This window comes from Chryseobacterium sp. SSA4.19, assembly GCF_022601875.1.
In the GTDB taxonomy this organism is placed as follows: Bacteria; Bacteroidota; Bacteroidia; order Flavobacteriales; family Weeksellaceae; genus Chryseobacterium.
The window spans coordinates 39448-58714 of sequence record NZ_JAKVIP010000025.1; the positions used below are offsets into that span (position 1 = coordinate 39448).

The window sequence follows — 19267 nt, forward strand, 5'->3', positions numbered from 1 at the left end:
ACACAAAGTTAAAATAAATTTTGTATCATCGCATTTCGAAAAAATCATTTAATAATGCAGGATTTTTTATTTTATCTCAACCTCGGCTGGGAACACATCATTTCACTGGACGCGCTTGATCATCAGCTTTTTGTATTGGCCCTGATCGCCGTTTATTCTTTTAACGATCTCAAGAAGATTTTAATTCTGGTCACCGCTTTTACCATTGGACATTCGATTACCTTGGCGTTAAGCACGTTTAATATTGTAAGGATCAACTCAGCGTGGGTGGAATTCCTGATTCCGCTGACAATCGTTCTGACTTCTCTTGATAATATTGTAATGAAAAATAAAAAGCAGACGCTGATGAAGGCCAATTATTATTTAGCCTTAATCTTCGGACTGATCCACGGAATGGGATTTGCCAACACCGCACGGGTAATGATCGCCAAAAGCCAGAGCCTCACCCTACCGCTTTTGGGCTTTAACATCGGGCTGGAACTGGGACAGATCGCCATCGTTTTCGGGATCCTGATTATCTTATTTATTTTACTGAAAATCTTTAAAGTAAACCAGAAAGATTGGGTATTGTTCGTTTCTTCGGGAGTTTTTGCGTTGTCTTTAAAAATGACATTGGAAAGAATTCCTTTTTAACACTGAACATTTCCAAATTTTCAGCTACTTATCATTATATTTGAAAATCCTTAAACAAATTTCGGTTATGAAACTAAAAGTTGCCATACTTTCCCTTTCTGTATTTGCGTATACAGGTTTCACCGCACAAAATATCCAGAACAATCCGGGGAGCAACCACGGAAACCGGTTCGAACAGCTGGAAACCATTCTTCCTACTCCTAATATCTACAGAACTGCCTCCGGAGCACCGGGCCATGGCTACTGGCAGAACAAAGCTGACTATAATATTACGGCATATCTTGATGAAGACAAAAGAAATCTGAAAGGTTCGGAAACCATTACGTATTACAACAATTCTCCCGACGACCTGGATTACATCTGGCTTCAGCTGGACGAAAACCAGCAGTCGACGGTGAAGAAAGCAGATTTCCCATCTTCCTCTACCCTTCCGAAAGCGTCTAATGACCAGCAGCTCCGTCCGACGGAACTTCCTGCTATCGATAACGGTTACGGGGTCAACCTTGAAAAAGTAACCGATGCTTCCGGAACACCGCTGAAATACACTGTCAACAAAACCATGATGCGTATTGATTTACCTAAAGTATTAAAGAAAGGTGAAAAACTGGTCTTTAAAATCGACTGGAACTATAATATCCCGAACCGGATCAAAATGGGCGGCCGCGGCGGGTACGAAAACTTCGCTGAAGACGGAAACGATCTTTATACCATGACGCAATGGTATCCGAGAATGTGTGTCTACAGTGACTTCCACGGATGGCAGAACCACCAGTTTACCGGAAGGGGGGAATTTGCTTTGGTTTTCGGAAACTTTAAAGTATCCATGAATGTTCCGGCAGACCACGTGGTTGGCGGAACAGGAGAATGCAAAAACTATGACCAGGTTCTAACGGCAGAGCAGCTGGCCCGATATAATAAATCCAAAACTTCATCGGAGCCTGTTGAAATTGTAACGTTGGATGAAGCGAAAAAATCAGAAAAGAATCACTCAAAGCAGAGAAAAACATGGAATTTCGAGGCCAATGATGTAAGAGACTTTGCCTGGACGTCTTCAAGGAAATTCGTATGGGACGGAATGGGTGTTACGATCCCTGAAAATAACAATAAGGTCATGGCGATGAGCTTTTATCCTAAAGAAGCGTATAACTTATACCGTAAATATTCAACGAAAGCGGTAGCGCATACTATTAAAACATATTCAGAATTCACGATTCCGTACCCTTACCCTGTCGCCCAGTCGGTGGAAGCCGCTAACGGCATGGAATATCCGATGATCTGCTTCAACTACGGAAGAACGGAAAAAGACGGAACCTATTCCGAAGGGATCAAAAACGGAATGCTCGGCGTAGTAATCCACGAGGTAGGACATAACTTCTTCCCAATGATCATCAATTCTGACGAAAGACAGTGGTCATGGATGGATGAAGGGCTGAATACTTTTGTGGAATATCTTACGGAAGAACGATGGGACAATAAATTCCCTTCCAAAAGAGGCCCGGCTTGGACGATCGTAGATTACATGAAACTTCCGAAAGATCAGCTGGAACCGATTATGTCGAACTCAGAAAACATTATCCAGTTTGGTCCGAATGCCTATTCAAAACCGGCAACGGGACTTAATATCCTCCGTGAAACCATCATGGGAAGAGAGCTTTTCGACAAAGCATTTAAAACCTATGCGAAAAGATGGGCCTTCAGGCATCCTGAGCCTGCGGATTTCTTCAGAACAATGGAAGACGCAAGCGGCGAAGACCTCGACTGGTTCTGGAGAGGATGGTTCTTCGGGACCGATCCTGTGGATATTGCCATCGATAAAGTCACCATTGCCACTCCGGATTTAGAAACACCTCCGAGAGAAGCCAAGGAAACAAAATACAAGGTAGACAAACCTGCACAGAATGATTTTGAAGATATTTCAAAAATCAGGAACAGAACCGATAAGACTATTACCTTCTATGTAGATAAAGACAAAGAAGCCCAGGATTTCTATTACCGATACGACAGAGGCCAGGAAAAAGTGGACAATACCAAAGAATATGTTTCCAAATTTGAAGGAACCGAGCCTCTGACCCAAAAGGAAAAAGATAAATTCAAAAACCTTACTGCATACCAGATCGATTTCACCAACAAAGGCGGACTGGTCATGCCAATTATTCTTGAATTTACTTTTGAGGACGGAACAAAACTGAAAGACAAATCTTCAGCCCAGATCTGGAGACTGAACGAGCAGAAAGTTTCCAAGACGTATTATTTCGATAAGAAATTAAAATCCATTCAGCTGGATCCGATGAGGGAAACCGCTGACATTGATACCTCCAACAACTTTTGGAGCAATGACGGCGGAAATACCCAGGTTTCGAAATTCGACCTGTTTAAGCAAAAAGAAGCCGGGGCTACACGAGGCGCTTCTAACGGAAAAGTTAACCCGATGCAGGCGGCAGGAAAGAAAAACTAAAAGAATTCATAAAAGTACTCACAAGCTGAGTACTTTTTTTTAGATTTACACCCAAACTTTTAACTATTAACTCAACAATGAAAAAATTATTTATTCTTCTTCTGGGATTCTTTTTCGCTCAATCATTTTGTCAGGGCTTAGACATTAACTTCGGAAAAAGGCCTTACGTGAAAGCAGATCTTTTGATGGAAAACGGACAAACCAGGCATGGGTATTTAAAAGATTTTCTCATCCCAAAGTTTTTAGAAAGCGGTATAGTAAATGATTTTAAAAGAGTCGAAAGTGTTTATCATTTTGATACAAAAATATTTAAATTCAAAAATAATAAAGATGAAGATGCCCAGGAAATCTCACTCACCGAGATCAAATCAATCATTATTATAGATGAAGACGGTTCCGATACAACAAGATTTGATAAGATGAAACTCAAAACGATCAACTCAAAATATCAGGTTGAAGATTTGGATCTTACGGTCATACTTCCGCTACAATCCGAAGGTAAAATAAATCTTTATGGATTTTCGGTCTCGGTTTTTATGGGAAAATTTTATTATATGTCTTTTTTCCCTGCCTTACCTTAAAAGAGCTGATGATGAATATGCTTATATTCCTCTTGATTATGATAATATCGGCTTATTTAATTCCGGCAAAACAAAGGGTAAATTCAAGAAAGCTTTTGAAATGGTAACTTCTGATTGTGTGCAATATCAGACACACTTAGATGCTGCCGTAGACCAATTAATGGATAAAAAACTGATGAAAGAAATAAACAGAGAAAGAGATGCAAAAAAAAAGGAGGCTCGAAAAAGTATCAAGGATAAAGATATGGAAGTTGAAGTTCTCCAGAAAATAGACAATGATTACAATATCAAACCTTACGTCACTTTAATTGAAGACTACGGAAACATCTGTCCTTAACTTCCATTAAAAACTTTCAATTAATATTTCTTTAAAAAACATTCGAAAAGTAAATCCTTTTTTTAGATTTGCACGTATTAAATTAAAAGCGTAAAATCCCATGAAACAACTTACCACACTTCTTCTATTACTGATTTCAGCACAGAACTTCTTTGCCCAGTCTTTACAATTTTATACAGGACAAAGAGATTTTATCCCCATTGAAATTTTAATGGAAGACGGAAGCAGCAAAACAGGGTTTGCACAGGATTTTATGCTTCCTGATGTTGCTACTTTTACCATCATGGGAAGAGGTCCGAAATACGCCAATCTGGACCGCAAAGAAGTAAAATTTAAATCCTCAAAAAGCGATACCCAGGTACAGCTTATTCCGGTTTCAGATATCAAGAGTCTGATCTATACCAACGAACAGACACAGGAACAGTTCCAACTGGATAAACGTCTTGTAAAAGAGATTAACAACAAACAGGAACTGGAATCCGAAGGAAAAGTTCTGATGCTGCCTTTAATGGAAAAAGGACCAATTAATCTTTACGGTTACAGGAGCATGCTGTGCAAGGCAGATTTCGGAAATAATTTTTCTGCAGGATCTGATGGAAACGAAGATAATTGTCAACTGACGTATGTCATGGTTTATTTAAGCAAACCGAATGATACTTTTGCCGTAGCACCGGTAGACTACCCTTCATTAACGCCCTTGGCATTACTTAACATGAACAGTCTGTATAAAAAGTTCTACACGGCGTATGAAATGGTAGGAGCCGACTGCCCGGAATTCCTGAAAAAAGTAGATGAGGCAAGACAGAACGATTACTTTTCCAATAAAACATTCAGAGAAAAAAAGAAAGCATCGGATGCCGAAAGAAAGGCTTTGCTTAAAGGAAAAAGAGGAGCGGAAGCCTCCATAATTAATATGAAATACAGATCCCGGATATATACGGATATTTATAAAAAGCTGATTGACGATTATAAAGAATCCTGTAAATAACAAATACAGTCACCCTGAAAACAGAGTGACTTTTTTTCTGCCAAAATTTCACATCGCCTTAAAAAAATCCTGCCATTTCAGCCAAAGACCAGTGATGGCATGCATTTAGGGAATTACAAGACAGAATAATTAAAAAATTAAATATATTATGTCAGTAAACTTTAAACCATTAGCAGACAGAGTTCTGATCGAGCCAATCGCTGCAGAAACTAAAACAGCTTCAGGTATTATTATTCCGGACACTGCAAAAGAAAAACCACAGGAAGGTACAGTTGTGGCAGCAGGTCCAGGTAAAAAAGATGAGCCTACCACTGTGAAAGTAGGTGACAAAGTTCTTTACGGGAAATATTCAGGTTCTGAATTGAAATTAGACGGAAAAGATTATTTAATTGTAAAAGAGGGAGATCTTTTAGGAATCATCGGGTAATTCGTAAAAAGTAAAATGTATTCATGTAAAATGACTTCATGGGTATAAAAATTCATTAATACATTGTACAAAGTACATTAATACAATCAAAATATTATGGCAAAAGAAATAAAATTCGATATCGAGTCAAGAGACGCTTTAAAAAGAGGGGTTGATGCATTGGCTAACGCAGTAAAAGTAACGTTAGGACCAAAAGGAAGAAATGTAGTGATTGAAAAATCTTTCGGTGCACCTCACGTAACAAAAGACGGTGTGTCTGTAGCTAAAGAAATCGAGCTTGAAGACCGGGTAGAAAACATGGGAGCGCAGATGGTAAAAGAAGTCGCTTCCAAAACCAATGATATCGCAGGAGACGGTACTACTACCGCTACCGTTTTGGCACAGGCTATCGTAAGAGAAGGTCTTAAAAACGTGGCTGCCGGTGCAAATCCAATGGATTTGAAAAGAGGGATCGACAAAGCGGTAACTGCCGTTGTTGAAAACTTGAAATCTCAGTCTAAAACGGTTGGAGATTCTACGGAAATGGTGAAGCAGGTTGCTTCCGTTTCTGCGAACAACGACGAAACAATCGGATCTTTGATTGCTGAAGCGTTCGGAAAAGTAGGTAAAGAAGGGGTAATCACCGTAGAAGAAGCAAAAGGGATCGATACAACAGTAGATGTTGTAGAGGGAATGCAGTTCGACAGAGGATACCAGTCCCCATATTTCGTGACGAATCCTGAGAAAATGGTTGCTGAAGTTGAAAACCCGTATATTCTTTTGGTAGAGAAGAAAATTTCTTCGATGAAAGAATTGCTTCCAGTTCTTGAACCGATCGCTCAAGGCGGTAAATCTTTACTGATTATTTCTGAAGAGGTTGAAGGAGAAGCTTTGGCTACTTTAGTGGTAAATAAGTTAAGAGGGTCTCTTAAAATTGCTGCCGTAAAAGCTCCTGGATTCGGAGACAGAAGAAAAGCAATGTTGGAAGATATCGCGATCTTAACAGGTGGTACGGTTATTTCCGAAGAGCAAGGCTTCACTATGGAAAACATTACCCTGGATATGTTGGGAACTGCTGAAAAAGTAACCATCGACAAAGACAACACAACGATCGTAAACGGTGGTGGTGAAGAAAGCAAAATCAAAGGAAGAGTAGCTCAGATCAAAGCTCAGATGGAAACGTCTACTTCTGATTATGATAAAGAAAAATTACAGGAGAGATTGGCTAAACTAGCTGGTGGTGTTGCAGTTCTTTACGTAGGTGCCGCTTCTGAAGTGGAAATGAAAGAGAAAAAAGACAGAGTGGATGATGCGCTTCACGCGACAAGAGCAGCTGTTGAAGAAGGAATCGTTGCCGGTGGTGGTGTTGCTTTGGTAAGAGCGATCACTGCATTGGAAAACCTTACAGGAATCAACTCTGATGAAACGACAGGGATCAAAATCGTGAAAAGAGCGATCGAAGAGCCATTGAGACAAATCGTTGCGAATGCAGGTGGTGAAGGTTCCGTTATCGTAGCCAAAGTGGCAGAAGGAACTGCCGACTTCGGGTACAACGCGAAAACCGACGAATACGTCAACATGCTTGAAGCAGGAATCATCGACCCTACGAAAGTAACGAGAGTAGCCCTTGAAAACGCTGCTTCCGTATCCGGAATGTTATTAACCACCGAATGTGTAATCACTGAAGTGAAAAAAGACGAACCGGCCATGCCAATGGGTGGCGGAATGCCGGGAATGATGTAGTCTTAACCGATACAGATAAATTAAAACCGTCCAGATTTCTGGGCGGTTTTAATTATAAAGAATACAATAGACGATATTAAAAATTAATACTGATCCAATGAAAAATTCCAAATTAGACTTGAAAAAAAGTCTTTCATTAGTAATAATCCTTATGTTGGGTACACTAATAAATGCACAACAGATAAAACTAAAAAATGATAACGTTATTCTGGGAGAAAAAAATGTTCTTACTTACAAAAGATCAGACATGGGATCAAAATTTCAAGTCTATACTCTTAAGGATAATGAGGAAGTCTTATTTATTAATTTACAGAATACTCCGGAAAGACAAGGAAATTACTGGAAATTTTATTTTCCTGTGCAGGACAAATTTTTCTTTAAAAAAATAATCAACTCCTTTAAAGATGAATTGAAGCTTTTATTTCAAGATAAAGTTTTTGATGAAGAAGGAACTATAAATGAAGCCAAGCTAGATACGTACATAAAAAAATACAACGAATTGTAGGATCAAAATGTTTCGGATTTATAATCTAACCTTTCAATTTCAAGCGTATTTTAAATAGCTTATAAATAGCGTTTCGCTGAGACCATTAATATACTAACCGCTTTATTTATAGGGCGGTTTTTTTTTATTCACTTATCATTTCATTAAAAATATCCCTTTAAATAGATATATTTGTAAAAACGATTATAGTAACTATGGAAAACAAATATTTACTTCATGGAAAACTCACCGCAAAACCAGGACAGCGAAAGGAGCTTGCTGATATCTTAATACAAGCATCTAAACTTATATCAATGGCTAAAGGCTGCCAGCTGTATGTTGTGAGTTACGACAAAGGAGATGAAGATTCTGTTTATGTTACAGAAATATGGACTAGTAAAACCAATCATGACGATTCTCTGAAAGTAGAAGGTGTCCGGGAACTTATTATGAAAGCCATGCCGATATTGGATGGACCACCAACGAAAGGACAGGAACTGGAAGTTTTGGGAGGTATGATGATATAAGTAAGCTTTAATAAACGAAAAGAATTTGAATACAACGCCAAAACCGACGAATACTTCAACATGCTTGAAGCAGGAATCATCGACCCTACGAAAGTAACCAGAGTAGCCCTTGAAAACGCTGCTTCCGTATCCGGAATGTTATTAACCGCCGAATGTGTGATCACTGAAGTGAAAAAAGACGAACCAGCCATGCCAATGGGCGGAGGAATGCCCGGAATGATGTAACGGTCAGCGACCGAGGCAATTTTATATACTAACCGTTCTGATTTTCAGAGCGGTTTTTATTTTGTATTATTTTTTTAATTATATTTGAGAAAACTAATTAAACCATGGAAAAATATCGATTACTTCTTACCTTACATCCCACTTTTAAACATAAATTCCAGTTTTAAAACAAATAGCAATTAGTTTGCAGAAAAAAAGAAAATCTGTCACTAATAAGATTAACACTATGAGTATTATATTTCTATAAAAATCAATGCTATATAAAAGTGTTACTAGCTCAAAGTAAAAACCAAGAACATTCAGTTTTTTAACTATATGTAAACAGATAAGGACATGTTAAATCTACAAAACTTAAATTCTGCAAAAAACAATTTACTTCATTGTGATCCAAGTATATTTCAAAATAATAACAATAGCTTCCGTTATTTTTTAAATGAAATAAAAGTTAATGATTTTCGCCATATACATAATCTCGATTTAACATTTGATCATCCAGTTACAGTAATAACTGGAACAAATAAAATAGGTAAAACTAGTTTACTTTTACTTATTGCATGTAGTCATGTAAATTTTCAGAAATATGATTCTACAAAACCAGAAACAATTTTGAGACTTCATATTTGGCGAGATGTATTTACATTTACTGCTGTGGAATCTTCTACCAGACGTTATTCTTATGAGTTATTTTGGAGAGTTGGGAATACAAACCGAACTGGAGAAGGAAAGAGAGCTATTGGAAGCCAATCTTGGACAGGCTTGGGTAAATTTAGTAGTGATTCCACAAGGATGAATGCTAAAATAAGAGATAAAGAAGTTCGACTAATTGATTTAGACAGACTTTTGCCAGCACGAAATTTTTCTTCAAGTTTAAGGCGTAAAACAAACAGCGCAAATCGTGTTAGATTACATGAAGATATTGAGCAAGCATTCAATTATATATTTGAGAATGATATTCCATTTGAAATATATAAAATTGGCTCACATATAAACAAAATTTCATATTTATTAATTCCCTCAAATCTTGCTGCGAATCCACATCAAGATTCATATTCAAGTTTTAATGCTGCATCGGGTGAAGAATCTCTAATAAATATTCTTGTAGACATATTTGATGCCCCAGTAGACTCTTTAATTATGATTGATGAACTTGAAGCTGGAATTCATCCAAATATTCAAAGACGTCTTACAGACATAATACAATATATATCATGGCATCATAAAAAACAATTTATTATTACGACTCATTCACCAACTTTATTATCTGCCTTACCACAAAAATCTAGAAAATTTATTGATAAAAAGACTAATGGAGATTTTGAAGTGATTTCGGCTATATCGGTTAATGCTACCTTTTCAAGAATGGATTTAGATGCTTATCCATTAATAAGATTATATTGCGAAGACACTGAAGCAGAATTTATAATTAAAAATATTTTGATGACTATAAATCAAAACAAAAAGCATTTTAGTAAACTAATAAACATAATTACTTCAGGACCGATTGACCAAGTTAAAAATGACTATCTAAGACATAAAAGAAATTATCGTCAAATGCATTTAAAAATTGGATATTGTTGCATTTTTGACGGTGATCATATTACTCATCCACAGTATTCTTTGTATCATGAAAACCCTGATGAATTTACCTTTTTTTTATATCCATACGTTGCTCCTGAGAAATTCTTGGTGACAGCTTACCTAAATGCTAATCCAAATGCTCAGTTAGCAACTGCATTAACACATTCTGATCATCATGCTTTATTTCAAGTTATGGTTAGTTTAGGATTAGCGGCTGATGAAGGACAAGCTAGAAATATTTGTTGGATGGCTTTTACTAATACTCCAGAATATATTTTGCTTAAGACAAATATGACAACCTTTTTACTAAATGTAGTAAGACATTTTTCAGAATTAGGCGAGTAAAACTAAAATTGCCAATATTGCTTTAGAACTCTTTTGAATCGTAAAAAAATTAAATTATGGAAACCCGATGTCGCGGATTTGCAATCCGTGACTTTTTCCTATCTTTAAAATCAAATCCCAACTTTATTGAAAACAAAATCATTCCTCCTTTCGCTTTTCGGTTTATGTTTAGCCAATGCACAAACCCTGAATTTTAAACATCTTGCGGATATGTCCGTTCGCAGAGGAGGGATCAGCAGTGCTGTTGCAGATGACCATATCTATGTGAGTAACGGGTATAGAGACAATGACGGCAACGCCTCTTTTATCGAGAAATACAGCATTAAAGATAACCGCTGGAGTGTCGTCAATGCTAAGCTGCTTCCCAGAAGATTCGCCAATTCGGAGACTGATGGTCATAAAATTTATATTTTTAACGGCTGGGGAAACAGCCATCTTGAAATTCTGGACCTCGAAACAAATAAGATCACAAAGGGAGCTGTGAACCGTGCCTACACGGGAAATGCAGGTTCTGCCATCCATAACGGAAAAATCTATGTGTTCGGCGGCAGCGGGCTGAACAATGCTGCCACCACTGTATTTTCCAACAGGTTCCAGTACTATGATATTGCTTCCGATACCTGGCATCCCCTACCCGATATGCCCATGGCCAGAGAAACAAAAGGCAAAGTTGTGAATGATAAGCTCTATGTTATTGGTGGTTTCAACGGTACGTCTTCCCGGTTGGTGAATGTGTATGATCTCAACAAAAATCTTTGGACTGAGCAATACACCATGCCTATCGGGATATCCGGTCATTCATTGGCGGTATCCGGTCATAAGATCTTTATTGCAGGAGGATATAATAATCAAACTTTCCTAGCCTACTTCGATACAGAAACCAATACACTGCATCAGTTATCATCCAATATGATTCCCAGAAGACATGCTGCCGCCGAAATCTATAACAATAAATTATACATCATCGGCGGAAGTACAACGTCTTCAACCAAATCAGCCCTTAAAAGCCTTCAGGTTGCGGATATCAGCGAAGAAGCACTTTCCGCTGAAAACACTAATAAAGATATATTTGAATCAAAGGTCTATACCAATACACAAAGAGACGGTTTTGTCATCAGCAATAAAAATAACAGCAATCAGTTTGAATACACTGTCTATACAATAGATGGAAAAGAAAGCGGAAAAGGTTTTGCTTATTATAATAAAAATATAGATTTATCAAAAGTACCTAGCGGAACGTATATTTTTATGTATAAAAATGAAAAAGGAATTTTGAAGCAGGTTAGAATTATAAGATAAACATCTTATTGAGGATTTACAAACTGTGACCAGAATTATTCTCATGTTACTCACCCCCGATCAAGCGGATTACCGATTTCTCAGGTTTGATTAGCAGCAGAACAATGTCTGCAACTTCCATTCAAAACAAAAATATCCAATGAGATTATTATTATTCTTCTTTTCCTTTACCATAATCTTAAGCTGTAAAACAAATGATCCGTTTAACCTTCAAAGGATGAGTGAAGCGGAACGCTACAACTTCATTTCTTCAAATTTAAAAATTAATAACGGTGTTAATCTCGGTAATTTTATTTTTCATTTACAAGAATCTAAAATAGAATTGAGACCTTTTGATCAGCTTTTAATTAATAAATTAAAAAAAGCCCAATACCCTTATGACATTAATATATTGACAAATTTGTTAGTTGACAATAAAGAAAACAAATCTAACATAGAATGGATACTCAACTCAAAAATCAAAATTTGGGATACAGGAAACTGGTCTGAAAAATTTTGGAGCTTAATCAATGAATATAATTTAGATATTAAAAAACCGGATTACTTTATTATAGAAAATTTCTCAAAAAAATATAATGTTTCTGCATTTATAAAAACAAAAATAGAAAATAATGAATTAGGTAATGACCCTTTATTAATGGTAAATTGGAATATTGTAAATTATGAAGAAGGAAAACTGATTGAGACCTTAAATCACTTAGATATTAAACAAATTGATTATACTCCGAAAGACAAATCAGTAAGTTTATATGGAAAACGTGGAATTGATGGACTTTTACATATTATAGCTAATTAATATAAATGCAGCACATTAAAATTTTACAAATAGAAATCGGATCATTTAAAAGAAAACCAACCAGTTGATTCTCTTAAGTTTTGCCTCTCGATCTCATGGATTTTGTAATCCGTGCGTAAAATAATTAAATTTACTAAAAATCATAAAGATGAAAAAAGCCTTTGAATTCCTTAAACAGCTCGAAAGAAACAACAACCGGGAATGGTTTGCCGCCCATAAAGCGGAATATGACGCATTAGTAAAAGAAAACAAAATGCTTTTCGATCAGATCTATGCCGAACTTCAGAACCATGACCAGGTAACAGGGATTCATATGTACAGGATTTACCGGGATATCCGGTTTTCAAAAGACCAGACGCCATACAAAAACCATTTCGGAGTCGGGTATTCCCGCTTAAAACCGATGCTGAGAGGAGGTTATTATATCCATCTTGAACCCGGCAACAGTTTTGTGGGAGGCGGATTCTGGGGACCGGATGCCAGAGATCTTCTGCGCATCCGTAAAGAATTTGAAATCAGTACTGCAGAAATTGAAAAGATCACGTCAGATGATACCTTCATCTATTATTTTAAAGAAATAAAAGGCGATGCCGTGAAAACTGCACCGAGAGGCTTCGATAAAAACCATCCCGCCATCGACCTTATCAGGAAAAAGCAGTATGTCGTGATGAGACCTTTTACCGATCAGGAAGTTTTTTCGGATAATTTCCGTAAAGAAGCAGTTCTCACTTTATTAGCCATGCGTCCCTTCTTTGATTATATGAGCGAAGTGCTCACTACAGATCTGAACGGACAGCCTTTAAGTGATTGAGAATTCTTTCCCTGCATACTTATTTTATAACTCTAAATCATCAGGTAAAATCAATGAGAACTATTCTTTCGACTGCTTTAACTTTAATCGCTTCTGTTTTTCATTCCCAAACCAAAGACGTTGCAGGAATGTATGGTGAAGGACTTCTCAACAAATTCAATCCGGGAGCGAATTATATTGAATTAAAACCCGACTCCACTTTCGTCTACAATTACTATGGAAAAAAATTATGAGGGAAGCTGGAAACTTTCCGAGAATAAGGTGCTGCTAAATCCTGACCTTAAGAAAGAATTTGCCAAAATAAAAATGAGAGAATCCAGGAACGACTCTGATTCCATTACCATCAAGATCAACTACATTCCAAAAAAAGACGGTTCCGGAAAGTCAATAAGCAATGGATTTATAATGGCAACCGTTTATTTTGACAAAAAAGGAAATGACATCAACATCCTGAAATCGCCTTACGTAAGAAACCGCGGCTGGGCTCCGCATATAAGAAGACAAAGCATCCTGAATAATGAAAATTCGGTAACCATTCCCAAAAAAGACTTTTCACAGCTCGGTTTCAGGACCTACAACCTCAACGATTATATTATTTTCAACAGGGCAGACAAAGATTCCAACGTTTTCGAGTTTGACATTGAGGATATTGCTACAGAAGAAGATACCATCAGGGACGAATTTTTTATTCTTGACGGAAAATTCCTGTATTATCCGAACAGGAAAGGGAGAGTCGATGTCATGCAGCTGCCTTTGGCGAAAAAGAAAATATAAACAGGCAAAAAATAAGCATTCAATAACCATGAAAATAAAGCTACTTATCTTATCTTTTCTGATTTCAGTAAAATTATTCGGATGCAAATGCGAGAACATGAGTATTCAGGAATCGTTTAAATATGCAGATTTTGTATTTACGGGAAAAGTATATGACATTGTTCAGATCCCTTCCTGATTCAAAACTTTAAATAACTATCTCAGTAAAATACAGGTCAATACAATTTATAAGTCGCAGGCTTACGAAGAATTTTACAAAAACGATGCAACCCTTTTTTCATCCGAGCTCAGATCATGCAATCTGTCTTACGATAAAAATACCGAGTATCTGATTTTCGCCTATATCGAACCCGATACCGGCTTACTCTACTCTGAATTCTGCAGCTATACCAGACCTCTGAAAAACGTCACGAAAGACGAACTGAAAATTTTACAGGATCTGGAGAAAGAATATCTCAATCGGGATGAAGATGTGATTTTTAAGCCTTTCATAGAAGACTTTGAGCTTGAAACGAATAAGCCGGATATCTACATTAAAAAGCTAAAAAGAAAAGCCGACATGGCGGAGTCCAGGTACGAAGCACTGAAAAATGAAAATAGAAATTTAACGATTCTCCTGTGTATAATTGCCGGTATTTTAGTCCTGGGAATTTCTTTTATATTTGGGAAAAGAAAATATAAAAGAAAATCTTGATGCTTTCTTTCACTGGCGCAAGTATCGCGTTTATTCCACATTAAACGGAAAGATAAAAAAATTAGTCCATGATTGTTTCACAATGTCTTTCTTCATAAAACCCCCTATTTACTACATTTGCAGGTAAAATCAAACTGATCAACCATTTTCAGATCATCAATGGATAAAAATTTCAAAAATTACGAAGAAACAATTCCCAGAAAGCACCGGATCAGCTTTTCGCCAAAATACAAAGAAGAATTTAAGACACTGGTTAATGAGATCATTTTTATTGCAGTTGCGGAAAAAGCATTTGAAAAACTTGGGTGGGACCTCGTTTACAAAGACGATTTTAATATCGAAGCAAAACGCAAGGAAGCCGGCTGGATGAATGAACGCTGGACGGAAATCATTACCGCAACATACAAAGACGGAAACATTTTCGTAAAAAGCGAATCTTTGGGAAACGAGATCTGGGATGCCGGCAAAAACTCAAAAAGAGTAAAATTATTCATCTACGCGTACCAGGAAACTTTAAAAATGTTCGATCAGGAAGCACTGCAGGAATTGGAAACAGAGGCGGAAAGAAAGAACAACTGGGACGACTATATCATTCCGGATACTTTGCCAAAACCAGCTCAGACAAAAACTCCCGATCTTACCATTCCCTTAATCGGCAGTTTATTCGTTTCACTTATTCTGGGATTTACCTTAGCGTACCTTTCCGTAAAAGGAGTGTACCTCATCGGCTTGTTTGAATTTCTTGTAGCAACGGCACTTGTGTTTGCCATGAAATATTTAATTAAATTTTCAAATTATACCGATTTTAGAAAGCTTCAATACATATTAGCCGCTATGATCATACTGATTTATGCCTCGAGCCAGTATTTTCAGTATGAAATAATTCTTCGTGAGAATAATCTGGAAAGAATCGGATTTTTGAGCTTTTTAAAGATTCGGTTTTCTCAGGGATTTACGGTAAATAAGATCAATCTGGGCTGGATTGGCTGGATCATCAGCTGGATTATTCAGTTGGGATTAACCGGACTTTTCGCTTATCTTAAAATAGTGACGGTACTTACCAAATATGTCCTTGAAAGAATACCTGTCGAAGTCGTGGATTTTGCCTGTTACCATGCTGTTAAAAATAAATCGGAAGAGGAAATAAGAAAAGAACTTGCCGGAAAAGGATGGTCCAATAAAAAAGATCAGGATGCGGTTTTCGAAGCCATCGGAGGACTTTACAGTGCCACCGAAATCAATAGAATGAAGTAAAAACATGATCGGTGAAGATCAATCTGAGACAGGCAATTTATCCCTCTCAATTTTAAAGCATGACAAAACAAAACCGCTCGAATATGAGCGGTTTATAATTTATAATAATACTATTCAATTATAATTCCCCCTTTTCAATGCATCATCGAATCTATAGAATCAAGACAATCAATCTTTTAGCTTTAAACTAAACTCTTTTTAACCAAAAAACCTGATTTTCTAAGCTTTTTTCCTCAAAAAGACTATTTTCAAACAATGATTGATCTTACGAAAACTTCCGGCATCCAGCTTCCCTCTTTCAGCCTGTTAATCCGGCTTTATTTTAAATACTGCTTAGCAAAGCATAATGGCTATTTTTCATTTTTCCGTACCTTAATTCTTTAAAAGGCAATACCAATGAACACAGAAGAATACAGAAAACAATTTACCGAAGACGATGCCGTCGGCTGGGAATGTATCGATAAAGAACTGAAAAAGATTTATCCCGATCAGGAACCGCTGCATTTTGTCCCGTCTCTCCATTACATAGCCGGAGGCAACGACCAGCTGGATGGCATCAGTGTCTATAAAAGCGAAAAGCAGATGAAGCATTTTCATTTTGTGACCTATGGATTTTCAGAACTCTATTACAACGAAAAAAGTGCCGGCGGGGAATTCAGTAAATTTGGGTTTGAACTTACATTCAGGCTGAAAATGGAACAGCCGGATGAAAACATATCCTGGGTTTGCAACCTGCTTCAAAACCTGGCGCGGTACGTTTTCAAATCCGGAAAATGGTTTGAGGAATACCATCTGATTCCGGCCAACGGCCCGATCCGTAGTGAATACGATACTGACATTACAGCACTGGCGTTTGCCCTTGATCCCAAACTTGGTAAAACAGACACACCGCACGGAGAGGTTTCATTTCTACAAATAATTGGCATTACCAGTGATGAGTACAAGCAATTGGAACAGAATCCCGTTCCTTCGGAAACCAAAAAGATGATTGATAGGATGCAACAGGACAATAAATTATTGATAACGGATCTGAACCGCAAATAATTTTAAAATAGTATTCATTATAAATATTGTAAGCGCAGAACTCCTCATTTCAAAATATAATTTAAATTAGCTGTTTAAAGCCATCCCGTTGTTATTAAGCGATGAAATCTCTGGCTGACTGTTCAGGCAAAAAAAAGTAAATCAAGAAAACTTTTTTAGAAAAAATTTTAAATTTGATGTAGATCAGATTCAAATAGACTTGTTTGCAAAATTCCTTTCGAAACATGATTAACTATGATATGTTCTATAAAAACCTTTCCTATTTTTATAGTGTAAATAAAACATGAAGAACATCGAAGCAAAAATAGAAGAAGCATTCAGGGAGACTTTCCTCCTTCCGAGAGAAATGACAATCACCGGTTTCCTGGCGGATGTCTTAAGTTCAAAATACAAGTTCCGGGAAGATGACCGTAAAATCGAGGTCATCAGTGTGTATTATTATGCTCAAAGCCCTGTGAGCATTTTATTCGCCCTGCCAAATTACGAATATTATTCTCCCGACAAAACAGCCTATATGGATGAACTGAATTTAAAGGAGCATGGGTTTGAAGACTACACCTATACCGATGTTCAGGAATTATGCAAAAAGGTTTTGGATGAAAACCATGTCCATTATGAAACCTACCTGGACGAAAATGACCTGCCGGATCTGTCTCATTTTTTGGAAAGTCAATCCGGCATTGAAATCAGTTTCTTATCAACATACTGGAAAAAAGCCAAAGAACAGGTGCATTCCAAGACACTCGGATTTTTAGAATCTTCAGATGGTGCAGGAGGAATATATGATTTAGATAACAGCTATCAGCTCCCTTTTGAGATTGAACTTGATGAATACCTGCGGTCTCACGGTTTTAATTTTGAAAAGGAATAATAAATGTAATACCACAAAAATCCGTAATTTTAAAATAAAAAATGAATCCTATCGCACAACAATATATAGCGGGACTGAAAAAAGCATATTATGAAAATAATGGAAAAGAAATCTGGGAGCATTTTGAAAAGATAAAACATGGTCTTACTGAAGCCAACATTGAAAAACTCACAGAACTCTATCCTGACATTCCCGATGCTCTGATCAGTCTATTAAATTATGTGGACGGCACGTACTGGAGAGAATATGAAGGCGAAAAAATTGCTTTCTATCTTCTCGGCTCTGATATGGAAGAATATCCTTATTACCTCTTATCTTCCGGAGAAATGATTGAAAACCGTGACGCAGCCGTTAAATCTTATTCGGATTATATTGAACGGGAATATGAAGAAGTGGAAATTGACGAAAAAATTACCGATACAGCTAAAGACCTGAAATGGCTTCACTTTTCAGACTGTATGAACAATGGCGGGACCTCACAGCTGTTCATTGATTTCAGTCCGTCAGCAAAAGGGATAAAAGGACAGATTGTAAGATTCCTGCATGACCCGGATGAATTAATTGTAATTGCCGACAGCTTTGAAGAGTATTTAGAGACGATGATGGATAAAGAGTATGATTTTATTCAAGAAGATATGCTGGAATAAAAACAGAATCACCCTTCAATAATGAATGAGGCTTTACATCCCACAGCTTTTATATCGAAAAATGTTTTTTTATTCGTTATTTGTTAAAATACCCTATACATTTTATTATAATACCGTAAAATAATTAGAGATGGATCTTAAAAATATCGCTGAAAAAATAATCAGTCTGAAAAATGCAGACCTCGAACTCAGGGACCGACTTGCAAAGGACGGGCAGCTTGGAGAAGGCTACAATGAAGACATGAAGAACCTTCATACCAGGAATGCAGAAAAATTAGAGAAAATCATCGATCAGATCGGCTACCCTACTGCTGATAAACTAGGTAAAGAAGCCAGTGAAGCGGCCTGGCTGGTTATACAGCATTCTATAAATCATCCTGGTTTCATGAAAAAATGCATGAGGCTGCTGGAAGCTGCAGCCCATGAGAATGAATCTGAAAAAATCCATTTAGCCTATCTTACTGACAGAATAGCAGTATTTGAAGATAAACCTCAACGGTACGGTACTCAGTTTGACTGGGATGAAAACGGAATGTTAAGCCCAAACTTTTACGACAGCCTAAGCGAAGTAAATGAAAACAGAAAGTCTCTCGGGCTGAACCTTCTTGAAGAACAGATATCAATCATAAGAACCCATGCACAAAATGAAAACCAACAGCCTCCGAAAGATCCTTTAAAAAGAAAACAGGAATTGGAGGCATGGAAAAAAGCTGTTGGCTGGATTAAATAATTTTCCCTCACTTGACTACTCAAAAAATATAAATAAAACTGATAT

At 37.0% G+C, this 19267-nt stretch carries 21 protein-coding genes and 1 pseudogene; all 22 read left to right on the forward strand.

The window, feature by feature from the left end; translation table 11 throughout:
- Window positions 1–54 precede the first annotated feature (54 nt).
- The 22 genes and pseudogenes from MKJ01_RS15465 to MKJ01_RS15570 all read left to right on the forward strand — a co-directional run bounded on the left by MKJ01_RS15465 (window position 55) and on the right by MKJ01_RS15570 (window position 19222).
- On the forward strand, window positions 55–633 hold the full coding sequence (locus MKJ01_RS15465; RefSeq protein WP_241615003.1) for a HupE/UreJ family protein: 579 nt from the start codon (window positions 55–57) through the stop codon (window positions 631–633).
- Window positions 634–700: 67 nt separating this feature from the next.
- Window positions 701–3088 carry a M1 family metallopeptidase gene (locus MKJ01_RS15470; RefSeq protein WP_241615004.1) on the forward strand — a complete coding sequence of 796 codons (2388 nt, stop codon included), beginning with the start codon at window positions 701–703 and terminating at the stop codon, window positions 3086–3088.
- A 77-nt stretch (window positions 3089–3165) separates the two neighbouring features.
- A complete protein-coding gene (locus tag MKJ01_RS15475) occupies window positions 3166–3669 on the forward strand; it encodes a hypothetical protein (RefSeq protein ID WP_241615005.1) in 504 nt (167 codons plus the stop codon).
- A gap of 118 nt (window positions 3670–3787) precedes the next feature.
- Window positions 3788–4006 carry a hypothetical protein gene (locus tag MKJ01_RS15480; protein ID WP_241615006.1) on the forward strand — a complete coding sequence of 73 codons (219 nt, stop codon included), beginning with the start codon at window positions 3788–3790 and terminating at the stop codon, window positions 4004–4006.
- 100 nt (window positions 4007–4106) lie between these two features.
- Window positions 4107–4994 (forward strand): hypothetical protein, encoded by an 888-nt coding sequence (locus MKJ01_RS15485; RefSeq protein ID WP_241615007.1) that lies wholly within the window; start codon window positions 4107–4109, stop codon window positions 4992–4994.
- Window positions 4995–5142: 148 nt separating this feature from the next.
- Window positions 5143–5421: a co-chaperone GroES gene (gene groES, locus MKJ01_RS15490; RefSeq protein ID WP_027387975.1), complete on the forward strand. Its 279-nt coding sequence runs from the start codon at window positions 5143–5145 to the stop codon at window positions 5419–5421.
- Window positions 5422–5517: 96 nt separating this feature from the next.
- Window positions 5518–7143: a chaperonin GroEL gene (gene groL / locus MKJ01_RS15495; protein WP_241615008.1), complete on the forward strand. Its 1626-nt coding sequence runs from the start codon at window positions 5518–5520 to the stop codon at window positions 7141–7143.
- A 97-nt stretch (window positions 7144–7240) separates the two neighbouring features.
- Window positions 7241–7648 (forward strand): hypothetical protein, encoded by a 408-nt coding sequence (locus MKJ01_RS15500; protein WP_241615009.1) that lies wholly within the window; start codon window positions 7241–7243, stop codon window positions 7646–7648.
- A 194-nt stretch (window positions 7649–7842) separates the two neighbouring features.
- The gene (locus MKJ01_RS15505) at window positions 7843–8154 is read left to right on the forward strand and encodes a putative quinol monooxygenase (RefSeq protein ID WP_241615010.1); all 312 of its coding nucleotides are present in this window, start codon (window positions 7843–7845) and stop codon (window positions 8152–8154) included.
- Window positions 8155–8169: 15 nt separating this feature from the next.
- Window positions 8170–8379: pseudogene (groEL, locus tag MKJ01_RS15510) on the forward strand (chaperonin GroEL); the annotation flags it as partial.
- A gap of 333 nt (window positions 8380–8712) precedes the next feature.
- The gene (locus tag MKJ01_RS15515; protein ID WP_241615011.1) at window positions 8713–10302 is read left to right on the forward strand and encodes an AAA family ATPase; all 1590 of its coding nucleotides are present in this window, start codon (window positions 8713–8715) and stop codon (window positions 10300–10302) included.
- 126 nt (window positions 10303–10428) lie between these two features.
- Window positions 10429–11601: a T9SS C-terminal target domain-containing protein gene (locus tag MKJ01_RS15520; protein ID WP_241615012.1), complete on the forward strand. Its 1173-nt coding sequence runs from the start codon at window positions 10429–10431 to the stop codon at window positions 11599–11601.
- A gap of 217 nt (window positions 11602–11818) precedes the next feature.
- The gene (locus tag MKJ01_RS15525; protein ID WP_241615013.1) at window positions 11819–12397 is read left to right on the forward strand and encodes a hypothetical protein; all 579 of its coding nucleotides are present in this window, start codon (window positions 11819–11821) and stop codon (window positions 12395–12397) included.
- Window positions 12398–12545: 148 nt separating this feature from the next.
- Window positions 12546–13208, forward strand: a complete 663-nt coding sequence (locus tag MKJ01_RS15530; protein WP_241615014.1) for a DUF2461 domain-containing protein — start codon at window positions 12546–12548, stop codon at window positions 13206–13208.
- Window positions 13209–13261: 53 nt separating this feature from the next.
- Window positions 13262–13441, forward strand: coding sequence for a hypothetical protein (locus MKJ01_RS15535; RefSeq protein ID WP_241615015.1), 180 nt, complete (start codon window positions 13262–13264; stop codon window positions 13439–13441).
- Window positions 13425–13982 carry a hypothetical protein gene (locus MKJ01_RS15540; RefSeq protein WP_241615016.1) on the forward strand — a complete coding sequence of 186 codons (558 nt, stop codon included), beginning with the start codon at window positions 13425–13427 and terminating at the stop codon, window positions 13980–13982. The genes MKJ01_RS15535 and MKJ01_RS15540 overlap by 17 nt, the downstream gene beginning before the upstream one ends.
- Before the next feature lie 28 nt (window positions 13983–14010).
- Window positions 14011–14160, forward strand: a complete 150-nt coding sequence (locus tag MKJ01_RS15545; protein ID WP_241615017.1) for a hypothetical protein — start codon at window positions 14011–14013, stop codon at window positions 14158–14160.
- A 675-nt stretch (window positions 14161–14835) separates the two neighbouring features.
- On the forward strand, window positions 14836–15930 hold the full coding sequence (locus MKJ01_RS15550; protein ID WP_241615018.1) for a hypothetical protein: 1095 nt from the start codon (window positions 14836–14838) through the stop codon (window positions 15928–15930).
- Between the two features lie 396 nt (window positions 15931–16326).
- Window positions 16327–16974, forward strand: coding sequence for a suppressor of fused domain protein (locus MKJ01_RS15555; RefSeq protein ID WP_241615019.1), 648 nt, complete (start codon window positions 16327–16329; stop codon window positions 16972–16974).
- Between the two features lie 283 nt (window positions 16975–17257).
- Entirely contained in the window at window positions 17258–17845 is a 588-nt protein-coding gene (locus MKJ01_RS15560; RefSeq protein ID WP_241615020.1) for a hypothetical protein, read from the forward strand.
- Window positions 17846–17886: 41 nt separating this feature from the next.
- Window positions 17887–18492, forward strand: coding sequence for an SMI1/KNR4 family protein (locus MKJ01_RS15565; RefSeq protein WP_241615021.1), 606 nt, complete (start codon window positions 17887–17889; stop codon window positions 18490–18492).
- Window positions 18493–18622: 130 nt separating this feature from the next.
- Complete coding sequence (locus MKJ01_RS15570; RefSeq protein ID WP_241615022.1) at window positions 18623–19222, forward strand: DUF6624 domain-containing protein; 600 nt, start codon at window positions 18623–18625, stop codon at window positions 19220–19222.
- Window positions 19223–19267 lie beyond the last annotated feature (45 nt).